The organism is Bacillus sp. A015, assembly GCF_053851875.1.
In genome coordinates this window covers 112578-125477 of record NZ_JBSPZB010000007.1, presented here as the reverse complement: position 1 = coordinate 125477, position 12900 = coordinate 112578, and the positions used below count along the sequence as shown (strand labels likewise).

Annotated in this window: 11 protein-coding genes and 2 pseudogenes; 2 read left to right on the top strand and 11 right to left on the bottom strand. The window is 41.6% G+C overall.

Translation table 11 applies throughout. The features are described 5' to 3' along the window. The first annotated feature begins 55 nt into the window (after window positions 1-55). The gene (locus ACSLGF_RS08645; RefSeq protein WP_099728673.1) at window positions 56-856 is read left to right on the top strand and encodes a CAP domain-containing protein; all 801 of its coding nucleotides are present in this window, start codon (window positions 56-58) and stop codon (window positions 854-856) included. A gap of 240 nt (window positions 857-1096) precedes the next feature. Here the strand turns inward: ACSLGF_RS08645 and ACSLGF_RS08640 are convergent, their stop codons facing one another. The 11 genes and pseudogenes from ACSLGF_RS08640 to ACSLGF_RS08590 all read right to left on the bottom strand — a co-directional run bounded on the left by ACSLGF_RS08640 (window position 1097) and on the right by ACSLGF_RS08590 (window position 12647). Next, window positions 1097-1969 carry an NAD(P)-dependent oxidoreductase gene (locus ACSLGF_RS08640; RefSeq protein ID WP_456004367.1) on the bottom strand — a complete coding sequence of 291 codons (873 nt, stop codon included), beginning with the start codon at window positions 1967-1969 and terminating at the stop codon, window positions 1097-1099. A 13-nt stretch (window positions 1970-1982) separates the two neighbouring features. After that, window positions 1983-2763 (bottom strand): annotated as a pseudogene (locus ACSLGF_RS08635) (SDR family oxidoreductase). Between the two features lie 75 nt (window positions 2764-2838). After that, a complete protein-coding gene (locus tag ACSLGF_RS08630; RefSeq protein ID WP_456004479.1) occupies window positions 2839-3786 on the bottom strand; it encodes a methyl-accepting chemotaxis protein in 948 nt (315 codons plus the stop codon). Beyond that, window positions 3778-4782 (bottom strand): annotated as a pseudogene (locus ACSLGF_RS08625) (cache domain-containing protein); the annotation flags it as partial. The pseudogene ACSLGF_RS08625 and the gene ACSLGF_RS08630, both read right to left, overlap by 9 nt. 133 nt (window positions 4783-4915) lie before the next feature. After that, window positions 4916-5944: a spore photoproduct lyase gene (splB, locus tag ACSLGF_RS08620; protein ID WP_456004364.1), complete on the bottom strand. Its 1029-nt coding sequence runs from the start codon at window positions 5942-5944 to the stop codon at window positions 4916-4918. 81 nt (window positions 5945-6025) lie between these two features. After that, complete coding sequence (locus ACSLGF_RS08615) at window positions 6026-6268, bottom strand: transcriptional regulator SplA domain-containing protein (protein WP_456004361.1); 243 nt, start codon at window positions 6266-6268, stop codon at window positions 6026-6028. 99 nt (window positions 6269-6367) lie between these two features. Continuing rightward, a complete protein-coding gene (gene ptsP, locus ACSLGF_RS08610; protein WP_456004358.1) occupies window positions 6368-8086 on the bottom strand; it encodes a phosphoenolpyruvate--protein phosphotransferase in 1719 nt (572 codons plus the stop codon). Continuing rightward, window positions 8086-8352, bottom strand: a complete 267-nt coding sequence (locus tag ACSLGF_RS08605; RefSeq protein ID WP_003211078.1) for a phosphocarrier protein HPr — start codon at window positions 8350-8352, stop codon at window positions 8086-8088. Before ACSLGF_RS08605 ends, ptsP begins: the two co-directional genes overlap by 1 nt. A gap of 93 nt (window positions 8353-8445) precedes the next feature. Beyond that, window positions 8446-10545, bottom strand: a complete 2100-nt coding sequence (gene ptsG, locus ACSLGF_RS08600) for a glucose-specific PTS transporter subunit IIBC (RefSeq protein ID WP_456004355.1) — start codon at window positions 10543-10545, stop codon at window positions 8446-8448. Window positions 10546-10747: 202 nt separating this feature from the next. Then, window positions 10748-11602: a glucose PTS transporter transcription antiterminator GlcT gene (gene glcT / locus ACSLGF_RS08595; protein WP_099728682.1), complete on the bottom strand. Its 855-nt coding sequence runs from the start codon at window positions 11600-11602 to the stop codon at window positions 10748-10750. Window positions 11603-11657: 55 nt separating this feature from the next. Beyond that, window positions 11658-12647 carry a LacI family DNA-binding transcriptional regulator gene (locus ACSLGF_RS08590; protein WP_456004352.1) on the bottom strand — a complete coding sequence of 330 codons (990 nt, stop codon included), beginning with the start codon at window positions 12645-12647 and terminating at the stop codon, window positions 11658-11660. 93 nt (window positions 12648-12740) lie between these two features. On the opposite strand from ACSLGF_RS08590, the gene ACSLGF_RS08585 reads away from it, so the two are divergent. After that, window positions 12741-12884, top strand: coding sequence for a hypothetical protein (locus ACSLGF_RS08585; RefSeq protein ID WP_180275569.1), 144 nt, complete (start codon window positions 12741-12743; stop codon window positions 12882-12884). Window positions 12885-12900: the final 16 nt, after the last annotated feature.

Sequence of the window (12900 nt, the reverse complement as noted above, 5' to 3'; positions counted from 1 at the left end):
TATGTTATGATTTTCTGTGAGAAAACAAAACAAAGATTTTAGGAGGAGTTACAAAATGAAGAAGAAATCATTCTTTTTTTCAGCGCTAACAGCTGCTGCATTGATTACGTTCACTGGAGGACATTCAGCTGATGCAAAGGAGCTTAACCTGAAACAAGTCATACACGTACAGCATCAAGCCATTGATCTTCATACATTAGCTGCAAAATTACATATCTCTTCAGATGTAAACAAGCTAAGCAAGTCTAACCAAAAAGAGATCGAAGCTCTATTAAACAAGCTGATCAAAAGCGGTCAACCTGTTACTGGTACAAAAGTGGTGAAAGAAGTAAACAAAGCAAAAAATGAACAAAAACAAGAATCAGTGAAAAAACCAACTGCTTCTAAACCAAGCACTCCAGCGAAACAAAACACAAACAACAATAACAGCACAAAAGCTGACCAAAAAGACACAACTGCAGCGAAAGCAGACAGCAGCTTAAATGCATTTGAAAAAGAAGTGGTTGAGCTGACAAATAAAGAGCGTGCAAAACAAGGATTAAAGGCACTTTCTGTTGATTCAAAATTAAGCAAATCTGCGCGCGCAAAATCTCAAGATATGAAAGATAAAAACTATTTCTCTCATACAAGCCCAACTTACGGATCTCCATTTGATCAAATGAAGCAATTCGGTATCACTTACAAAACAGCAGGTGAAAACATTGCCCAAGGTCAAAGGTCACCTCAAGAAGTTGTAACAGCTTGGATGAACAGTGAAGGTCACAGAGCGAACATTTTAAACAAAAACTATACACATATCGGTGTTGGTTATGTGAAAGATGGCAACTACTGGACGCAGCAATTCATCGGAAAATAATATGAAAAATCCTGTCCCACCGAGGGACAGGATTTTAGATTGTTGACAAAGGGCTAAAATGAACTTTATTTTAGCCCTTTGTCTTCTTTTCAGCGTGATATGAAAACCCTTGAAGTCTAGGAAGAACGAGTACCGGAGCGGAGCGAATTTGACATTCGTGAGCACCGGCACGCAGGACTGACACCGAATGCGAAAGTTTGTCTACACGCTGAAAGCCTGTCCCACCGAGGGACAGGCTTTTTATTTTACCCATAATTTATAAATACTCTGCGTTCCACTGTTTTCTTCGCCCTGTTCGCTGAGCTTTTCATAAAGTGACTTTGCAAGTGAGAGGCCTGGCATCTCTTCTCCCATCAGCTCTGCTTCTTCAAGTGCAATGCCCATATCCTTGATAAAATGCTTCACATAAAATCCTGGCTCGAAATCACCTTTCAGCATTCTTGGCGCAAGGTTTGACAAGGACCAGCTTCCTGCAGCTCCTGTTGTGATGCTTTTGAGCACCTGCTCTGGATCAAGACCTGATTTTTCGGCATAGGCCATTGCCTCTGCGACACCTACCATGCCTGCTGCGATGGCAATTTGGTTACACATTTTTGTATGCTGACCGCTTCCTGCAGCCCCTTGATATTGAATGTTCTCACCCATCTGCTCAAATAGAGGCAGACAAGCTTCATAGGCTGACCTTTCTCCGCCAATCATAATGGCCAGCGTACCATTCTTCGCCCCTACGTCACCACCTGATACCGGTGCATCTAACGCAAAAAGGCCTCTTTCCTTCGCTTTCATTTCAATTTCTTTTGCAAGCTGAGGCTTCGATGTGGTCATATCAATGAGATAAGTACCAGGAGCAGCATGTGTCACGAGCCCTTCTTCCCCTAAATAGATCTCTTCCACATCTGATGGATACCCGACCATAGTGATGACAGCATCCGCACTTTCTGCGATTTCCTTCACTGTTGACTTCCATGAAGCGCCTTTTTGAATCAATGCGTCTGCCTTCGTTTTCGTTCTTGTATACACGAGAACCTCATATCCTGCATCCATTAAATGTCCTGCCATACTATGTCCCATTACACCGATTCCAATGAAACCAACTGTTTTGATTTGTGCCATCACGTGTTCCTCCTTAAAAAGACTTTGTCAATCCACCATCAATGATCAGTGTTTGACCTGTCATATATGTATTCGCTTCAGATAAAAGGAAAGCCGCATATGCCGCAAATTCCTCTGGCTGTCCGTACCGGCCAAGCGGGATCGCTCGTTCTGCTTGTGCTTTGATCTCTTCAACTGATTGATGCTCTGTTTGTGCGCGGTGCTTGTCCAACTGTTTGACGCGCTCTGTTTCAATTTTTCCCGGGGCTAACGTATTGATCAAAATGCCATCTTTTGCAAGCTCCTGGGCAGCTGTTTTTGTCCATCCAGCAATCGCCGGTCTAAATGTATTCGACAGCATCAAGCCTGGAATCGGTTCTTTCACCGACATAGACGCAATATTTAACACGCGTGCGCCGCGTTTTTTTAAATAAGGCAAGGCCTCTTTTCATAACCGGATATAGCTGAGTAAATGAAGCTGAAATGAGTCCATCCAATCTTGATCCGGTTTCGAGCGTCCCTGTTTGAGGACCGCCTGTATTGTTCACAAGAATGTCGAGACGCTTTTCATCACCAGCAGCTGCTTGGGCAAGCGCCTTGATTTGCTCGGCGTCAGATACATCACATACTTGATAAGTCAGCTGCCCTTTTATAAGCGGGGACAATTCTTTGACCGTTTCTTTCAGCGTCTGCTCATGTCTTCCTGAGAGCATTACATCTGCGCCCTCTTTTGCTAGAGCAAAGGCTATTGCTTTTCCGATACCTTGACTGCTTGCAGCTACCAATGCTTTTTTTCCAAATAGATTGACATCCATGTCAACACCCCCTCTGCTCTTATTTTATCATACAAAAAGAACCTTGCTCACGTCGCAAGGCTCCTTTCCATTCTATTACACCTTAAACCGGTCAACCGCCTGACGTAATGCCTGGCTTGATTCGTTCAACATTTCAGTCGAGGTTTTCGTTCTTTCTAAAGCTTGTACTTGTTCATCGGTAGAAGCATGCACTTCCTCTGCTGAAGCCGCAGATTCTTCTGAAATTGCCGCAATGCTTTGAATGGAATCATTCATTTTCTGCTGTTCTTCTGTCATTTCATTGATCTGTGTATGAATGCTGTCAATGGAGCCGACAAGTGCCTGCATTTCCATTGTGATGCTGCTGAGTGCCTCACCTGTTGCATTGATGGCATCACCTTGTTCCTCATTCATTTTACTTGCTGCTGTCATTGCTTCAGCCGCCTTCTTCGATTCATCTTGAATGAGTTTCACAGTTTCACTAATGTGTTTTGTTGATTGCGCAGATTGTTCAGCAAGCTTTCTTACTTCTTCTGCGACGACTGCAAACCCTCGTCCGCTTTCTCCTGCTCTCGCTGCTTCTATGCTTGCATTCAGTGCAAGTAAATTCGTTTGATCAGAGATTTCAGAGATCGCCGTCACGACGTTTTCAATATTTTTCGTTTTATGCTCAAGATCAAGCAGCATTTGCTCTACCTTCTTCGATTCTTCATTCGCTTGTGTTGATTTTTGGACGAGCTGGCCAAGAGCATCGAGCCCTCTATAGCCTGCATCTTCAGATGATTTTGAGTTGGTTTGCATTTGTGAGGCAAGCTCACCCATATGACGTACTTTTTCATACAAATGCTCTGATTTCTCATTAATTGTTTCAGCTTCTGATGCCTGCTTAGTCGCCCCTGTTGCCACCTCTTGAATGGCAGTTGCAATCTGTTCGCTTGATAGCAAGGTCTCGTTTGAAATTTGCGTCACTTCATCCGTTGATTTCACAACTTGGTCTGAAGCACCTTTCACTTTTTCAATTAACTCCCTAATGCCCTCTGTCATTTGATTAAAGCTTTTCGTGAGGAAACCTATTTCATCCTGGGACTTTGTTTCAAGCGAGCTGGTTAAATCGCCTTCAGACACTTTACGAACATGCTCTATCAGACGCTTGATTGGTGTTGTAATGCTTCTTGCTAATAAGTAGCTTAGGATCATAGCAAGAATAATCGCAATCACAGATATGATGATACTTGTTTGATTCATTTGTTCTGTGATCCAAAGCAGTTTCTTTTTCTCGAAGCTGACCCCTATCGTCCAATCGGCTTCTTTAATTTTAGATATGACAGTCAGCTGTTTGTTATCATCAATACCAGAATTGTCGATCGCTTTTTTCACAGAAGCGACTTTTGATATGTTTTTCCCTTGCTCTGTTGGATGCGCCAAAATGGTGCCTGTGCCGTCAACTAAGAAAGCGGTTCCCATATAAGGAATCTTTTGTTCCTTTATATAGGATTGAATGGAGGACAGCTTCAAATCAAGTCCAGCGACTCCAACGACTTTTCCATTTCGTACAATCGCCTTAGTGGCTGAGACGACCATTTCATTCGTTGCTTTATCAATATATGGGTCTGTCCACAGGACCTCATCAGGCTTTTCAGCCGCTTGAATAAACCAATCTCGTTTAGAAGGATCATATCCTTCGCCAAAATCGGACTCTGGAAAAGCGAACATTTTGCCATCATTTGTTCCAATATAGGCAAGCGAGATGAGTTCATCCTGCTCCTGTAAGCCTTTTAGTTCATCGTTTTCAAATGCCAATGTTTGTTTTGTTTGTTTTTGTGCAAAATCTTCAGTAAGTGTACTTGTTGCTAGTTTGTTAATTGTATCACTGTAACCATTAAGTCTTAATGCAATGATGTCTCTCATGCTTTCTGCCGTTGCTGCTGTGGTGGTTTTTGCATTACGTTCAATGAGTGGTCTTAATACTATGTTGGAACCCACTTGAACTGCCACGACGGTTAAAATTAAAATAACTGAGATAAAAACAGCTATCCTCATTTGAAGTTTCTTAAACATCTCATCACCCCTACATCCTACTTTCGCATCTTATTTTGTATATCGGCAAAATTGGTACCGCATTCAATAGTTGAAAGAAAATTTAAATAGAAAAAACAAGCCATAAAGGCTTGTTTTAAGTAAAATATTCAATTTTTGCAGACGGAAAGTACTGATCAATATATGATTCTAACGTCTGTCTTAGTTCTTGTTCTTCATCTTTTCGGTAGATATATTTTCCAATTCCATATCTGCCCCATTTGTATCTTCTTTTTTCTTCATCTAATTCTAATTTTGATTTCGGGTAGTTTTTTTGGATCACACGCTTCGCTGGTTTTGTAAAGCGGTGCTGAATCATTTCAAAGGTGATATCGTGTCTCACATCTTCAGGAAGGGCAGCATCGAGCTTTTCAAAAAGAATTTTATACCCTTCCTGCCAGCCTTCGTGAATGTAAATCGGGGCAATAATAAAGCCAAGAGGATAGCCTGCTTTTGCCACTTTGACAGCCGCTTCAATTCGCTGATCGAGCGGTGATGTTCCGGGTTCGAAATATTTAATGACATAATCAGCGTTGATACTAAAGCGGAATCTTGTTCGACCGTTGTGCTTTGCATCTAATAGATGATCGACATGATGAAATTTAGTGACGAAGCGAAGCTTGCCAAGATCGGTTTGCCCAAAATATTCAATCGCTCGCTTCAGTGTATGTGTCAAATGGTCAATCCCTACGATGTCAGAGGTACAAGAGGCTTCAAATCTTGTGATATCCGGCGCACGCTCGTTCATGTACTGCTCAGCTTGATCTAATATTTCTTCTACATTAACGTACGTGCGAATGTACGGCTTACTTCCCATTGTCGTTTGCAGGTAGCAATAATGACAATGCCCCATACATCCCGTCGCAAATGGGATCGCATACTCTGCAGATGGTTTAGACGAGTCAAACTTCAATGTTTTCCGCACACCAATGACAAGCGTTGATTTCGCATTGCGATACTTTTGCAAGTCATTCTTCCCTGGGATATTTCTCACCTGGTTATGTGAAGTCGTTTCTCTTATTTCAATTCCCATACCCTCGAACTTTTCCTTCAGCTCTTGTCCTAACGGGTACTCTAGCGCCCGAGGTTCAATATAAACAAGCTGGGGGACGAAAGGTTTGATCATATTTAGCACACCCTTACCTTTAAGGTTTCATACCGTTACTTTATCCGCTCAGGATGGCTTTTATCCTTTCTAAAATCTCCCTTATTCAAACAAATCTTGATAAAGGGCTTCTGCTTCTTCGTATGTTGGAAATACGGCATCATCAGGTGCTAATGGATGATACGTTTCCAGTAAAAATAGCGCAAGCTCCTCTTCGTTGTATGGATGTGAAACGATTTCCGCTTCTTTAATTTGTGCTACGTTTGGTGCATGTGGATTTCGATAAATCACATATACTTGATCACCCGGCTTATAGTCAGAAAAAGGCAATCTAGTCACCTCCATTTTTTAATTATAGGTTGCCCTTCTCTCTGCTCGATATGACCCATTATGATAAAATTCGACAAAAAAACCAGACAGTTGAACCTGTCTGGTTTGATTCACTTAGTTATGTTGAAACGTTTTCTTGACGAATTCAACTACTTCTTCTGTTGTGCTAAGTGATAAAATATGCTCTTTAAATGATGCAGCTTCTTCCTTAGAAAGCTTGCTTAGCTGCGTTCTTGCTGGAAGAATGGATGTTGCACTCATTGAGAATTCATCTAATCCTAATCCAAGTAGAAGTGGGATTGCGATTTCATCTCCGGCCATCTCACCGCACATGCCAACCCATTTACCTTCTTTATGCGCTGCTTCAATAACAAGCGTAATAAGACGTAAAATGGCTGGATTGTATGGCTGATAAAGATATGACACTCGTTCGTTCATTCGATCAGCAGCCATTGTGTATTGAATCAAATCATTTGTTCCAATACTAAAGAAATCCACTTCTTTTGCAAATTGGTCTGCTATGACAGCTGTTGATGGAATTTCCACCATAATACCGATTTCAATGGAATCGGATACGTCTGTACCAGCGGCAATCAATGCTTCTTTTTCTTCAAGTAAAATGGCTTTTGCTTCTCTAAATTCTGATAACGTCGCGATCATAGGGAACATGATTTTCAAGTTTCCATATGTACTTGCACGAAGTAAGGCGCGTAGTTGTGTTCTGAAAATCTCCTGTTCTTCGAGGCAAAGGCGGATCGCTCTAAAGCCAAGGAACGGGTTCATTTCTTTTGGAAGCTGCAAGTAAGGGAGTTCTTTATCGCCACCAATATCAAGTGTGCGGACAACAACTGCTTTGCCTTCCATCTTCTCTAACACTGTTTTATACGCATCGAACTGTTCTTCTTCTGTTGGAAGCTGATCTCTGCCCATGTATAAAAATTCTGTCCGGTACAATCCGACTGCTTCGCCGCCGTTTTCAAGTACACCTTTTACATCCTCAGGTGTTCCGATATTTGCAGCTAACTCTACGTGAACGCCGTCTTTTGTGACCGTTGGCTGGTCAACAAGTTTCGCCCATTCCGCTTTTTGAGCTAAGAAGTCTTCATGCTTTTTTTGATACGCTTTCACTTCATCTTCAGAAGGCTGAATGATGACGTCTCCAGTAATACCATCAACAATGATGAGCTCATCGTTGTTCACCGTTTTTGTTGCTTCTTTTGTTCCAACAACTGCTGGAATCTCCATTGATCTTGCCATGATGGCTGAGTGAGAAGTACGACCACCGATATCTGTCGCAAAACCTTTGACGAATTGTCTGTTTAGCTGAGCAGTATCAGAAGGTGTTAAATCTTCTGCAATGATAATGACTTCTTCAGAAATCATACTTGGGTTTGGAATGTCAACGCCAAGCAAATGTCCTGTAACACGTTTTGTTACGTCGCGAATATCCGCTGCACGTTCCTTCATGTATTCATTATCCATTGCTTCGAACATCGTGACAAACATCGCCGCTGTTTCTTTTAAAGCAAATTCAGCATTTACTTTATCCGATTTGATTTTGTCCTTCACTGGGTTTAGCAGCTCTGGATCACTTAACACAAGAAGGTGCGCAGAAAAGATATCTGCTTTGTCTTGGCCAAGCTCTTTTAGCGCGTGTTCTTTAATTGCTTCAAGTTCTTGTTTTGAAACATGAATTGCTTCTTCAAAACGTTTCACTTCTGTCTCTGGATCGTTGATGTCTTTTTGGTGAACTGTTAAATCTGGTTCTTCCAGACGATATGCTTTTGCAATCGCAACGCCTGCTGAAGCACCGATTCCTTTCAGTTGTTGCATTACTCGCCTAGGCCTTCACTTTTCATTGTGTCTTTTAGTGCAGCAAGTGCATCATTTTCATCAGAACCAGAAGCAGAGATTGTGATTGTAGCACCTTTCGCAATTCCTAGAGACATTACACCCATAATAGATTTAAGGTTCACTGTTTTACCATTATATTCTAAGTTGATATCAGCATCATATTTACTAGCAGTTTGTACAAGAACTGTTGCAGGACGTGCGTGAATTCCAGAATCTGCAGTTACTTTGAATGTTTGTTGAGCCATTTTTATCAATCTCCTTTTTATACAATTAATACATCCACAATATTATATCATACTGCCGAGCTTGTCATCTAACAAGAACGGCAGTTATGAAAATTATTTTGAAATTTTCATGATGTTTTCTTGACCAGCTTTGATTTCACCGGATTCTTGAAGGTCAATAAATTGTCCTTCACCTAGGTTTGTAAATACAATTGGTGTCATCAAAGATGGTACTTCTGACTTAATTTTATCAATATCAACCTCTAAGAGTTTTTGACCGATTTCTACTTGATCTCCCTCTTGTACAAATGCTTCAAATCCTTCTCCTTTGAGGCTGACCGTATCAATACCGAAGTGGATCAAAATTTCAAGTCCACCATCAGATTGCAGACCGATTGCGTGTTTCGTTGGGAAAACATTTAGAATTCTCCCTTTCACCGGCGAAACCACCGTTCCATCTTTTGGCAAGATGGCGAAACCGTCACCCATCATTTTCCCTGAGAATACTTGATCTGGTACATCTGTAATCGGATGAAGCTCCCCTGTAATTGGTGAAGCAAAGATTTCTTCCCCTTGCTCGTTTTGAAGCGGTTTTGCAATCACTTCTTCGACCTGCTGGCTGACTTCTTCTTTTGCAGAAGGGTTTTTAGCTGGACGAGGCGTGCGGCCTGCAATGATGTCTTGCATTTGTGTTTTTAAATTATCAGAGCGCGGTCCAAAGATTGCCTGGATGTTGTTCCCTACTTCGAGGACACCTGATGCGCCAAGCTTTTTCAAACGGTCTTTGTCCACTTTCTTCTGATCATTTACTGTGACACGCAAACGCGTAATACAAGCATCTAGGTGTTTAATGTTTTCTTGGTCACCCATTGCTTCAAGGATTTCATACGGCAAGTCATCGGCTTTTCCAGCCTTAGCCCCGCTTGCACCATCTGCTGCTTCATCCTCGCGGCCTGGCGTTTTCAGATTAAATTTGCGAATTGCGAATCTAAATCCGAAGTAATAAATGACAGCAAGCACGAGACCTACTGGAATCACAAGCCACCAAGCCGTTCTGTTTGGCAAAATACCGAATAAGAAGAAGTCGATTAACCCTCCTGAGAAGGTCATACCGATTTTCACGTTTAGAATATCCATTATCATAAAGGATAATCCAGCAAATACACAGTGGATTGCAAATAATACTGGTGCAACGAACAAGAATGAAAATTCAAGCGGTTCTGTAATCCCTGTTAAGAAAGAAGTCAGTGCTGCTGAACCCATAATTCCAGCTACAAGCTTTTTATTCTTAGGTTTTGCTTCATGGTAAATCGCAAGTGCTGCTGCTGGAAGTCCAAACATCATGAACGGATATTTCCCTGTCATGAATGTTCCGGCTGTCAGCTGAACACCATCTTTGATTTGTGCCATGAAGATACGCTGGTCACCACGGACAAGCTCTCCTGATAAGCTCTTATAGCTAAAGAACTCATACCAGAATGGCGAGTAGAAAATGTGGTGCAGACCAAACGGAATTAGTGAGCGTTCAATCACACCGAATACAAAGGCAGCAAGCGGCTCATTCGCTGCAAGCAGTCCTGTTGAAAACGAGTTCAGTGCACCTTGGATTGGCGGCCAAATGACTAGCATCAAAAGCCCTAAAATAAGTGCTGAAATGGATGTGACGATTGGAACAAATCGTTTACCAGCAAAGAAACCGAGATATTGCGGGAGCTCAATTTTGTAAAATTTATTATACATATAAGCTGCTAATACCCCGACAATGATCCCGCCAAAAACGCCGGTAGACAAGGTCGGAATGCCGAGCATATTAATATACGCTGGATGGCTTTCCTTAAAGAACTGGGCCAATTTGATAGAATCTGACGGAATCGATCCGTTGGCCATTAAGACGGCACTCATCGTAACGTTCATGACAAGATAACCGATGATCGCGGCAATTCCTGCCACTCCGTCACCATTGGCAAGACCGATGGCAACCCCTACAGCAAATAAGAGCGGAAGATTAGAGAAGACAATATTCCCCGCATTTTCCATGACACTTGCAACAAGCTGAATTGTATCATTGCTTAAAAATTGAGCTACATCAATCAGCTGCGGATTTTGCATCGCATTTCCAAGTGCTAGTAAAATACCAGCAGCAGGAAGGATCGCAACTGGAAGCATAAGTGCTCGTCCAATTTTTTGCAACACACCAAAAAGTGATTTAAACACTGGTTGAACCTCCTTTTGTTTTCGCTTACAACATACATTTCAATCGCTCCCTGACGTACATTTCATAATTAACCGTTTACATTTCACTTTCAAACACAAAAAAAGGCATGGTGATATAAGGTTGCGCAAATAACAGGATCTTATCCTGTATTTACCTTAAGTCACTCATGCCTGATCGAATCAGTTACACGTTTCAAGGAAACTATGAAATTTTATTAGTCAATCTGTACAGGTGAAGTGTCAGGTAGACAGCTTCTGCATCATGTACAGGCTTTTTCAATGCATGTTGCAAAATTTTGATCATTTTCCAAGCAGTATTGTAGCATAAAGGATATTCATTTTTCAATAGATGAAGCAACTTTTCTGGTTCCTCTAATGATTCTTCCCGTTTAATACGCTCAATCGAAAACGTAATATGGCGCAATAAGCGTAAATAATGAATACTTTCTCTGTCTACTTTCATATGAAAGGAATCTTCTATGACTTGGACCATTTGCGTGATGAGCTGCGAATGACGGTTCACCTCAGATAAAGGCCGATTCGTTAAAGCCGAATGAATGTGGAGCGCAATAAAACCAATCTCTCCTTCTGGCAGCTTTGTTTCAATATCTGGCCGCTCGTTAATCAGTTCAACGACTTCCTTTGCGACCTCGTATTCTTTCGGGTACAGCGATTGTGTCTCAAGCATAAAAGGATTGGTAATATCATAACCTTGCTGCACCCGCTTAAAACTAAAGGCTATATGATCGGTCAGTGCAATATGAATATGCTCATTCAAGCGATGTCCCATTTTTTCTCGTATATGATAAATCACGTCATTGGCAAGCTCGATCATGTTCTCATCAATATGATGAAGCAGCTGTTTATATTCTGTTTGTTCTTTCGTGTTTTTTAACACAAACATCTTTTCAAATGCCGCTTGATCGAGAACATCACCCGATTTTTTTCCGAAGCCGATCCCTTTTCCAATCAGAACCACTTCGCCCAAAGAAGGGTGTCTTGCGATGATGACATTATTATTTAACGCTTTATCAACGGTGAAGGATTCCATGAACATCCCCACCTCCTTCTTATTCAATCCCTCTTATCGTACAAAACAGATGAAACGTGCGTCAACGATTGTTTTTCAAAACGGTGGTTGTTCGCTCAATGAGTCGAAATGGCAGCACTCTTTTTTCTGGTGCTTCGCCCTTTAACGCCCGGTCGAACAAGTCAAATGCTTCCTGTCCCATTTGTTTGAGTGGTATTTCAAGGCTGGAAATCCCTAAAGCCTCACTCAATTGTTCGTTTTGAAAGCCGAGTATGGCTGGTGATTCTCCTACTTTTATGTGGTGACGCTGCGCTTCTAATAAAAAACCTGCTGATACGTCGTCATTTGTGATCAGTAATGCTGTGGGACGATTTTTCATCCCCTGCCATTCTGTAAATAATTGCTTTCCATCAAAAAGTGTTAACTTCCCTTCAATGATCCATTCCTCATCAATGTCCTGCCCAAGCGATTGCATCATATCTTGATAAGCTTGAAGGCGTGTTTGGCTATTCGCTCCTTCTGTTCTGGCAAGAACGATCGCAATTCGCTCGTGCCCGCATGCCGCTAAATGATGAAGCCCTTCTTTCAATGCTTGATCATGTGCAATCGACACCGCTGAACAGTCATCATGTGGTGTAGGATGACAAAAAATAATGGGGCCGGATTCCTGCCACTTTAAAATGTCTCGATCACTTAACGCATTTGAGCAAAAGATTAAACCGTCCACACGCCGCTCCTTTAAACTCATCAAAGCTTCTTTTTCCTTTAATGGATCATACCCCGTTTGAAACAAAGCAAAGTGCATGCCGCGTGCCTGTGCTTTCTCGGCAATGCCTGTGACAAGTCCGCTGAAATAGGAGTGATCAATCGTTGGAAGAACGATTCCGAACATATTAGAGTAGCCCTTTGCTAAATGCACAGCCTGAATATTTCTCGTATATTTGAGCTCTTTCATCGCATTCAGTACACGTTTTCGTTTTTCTTCTTTCACATAAGGGTGATGATTCATCACACGTGATACGGTTGTCACAGATACGCCCGCTCTTTTCGCAATTTCCCTTATGTTTGGCATTTTTTCTCCTACTTTCTCTTGATATGGTAAGCGTTTCATACTTTAAGATGTATGTGAGCTGAACAAATCACTGGATGGAAAGGGGAATTCAAGATGGGTATTATCATATGGATTATATTATGTATGGCTGTTTTGTTTTCTGCTCGCTTCGCACTACATCCTTTAGGAAAAGAACATAAAATCAAACCGTTTCAATCAATTGATGATTTTTTTGTTGATAAGGATCGAAAAGAGTGACAAAAAATCACGATGA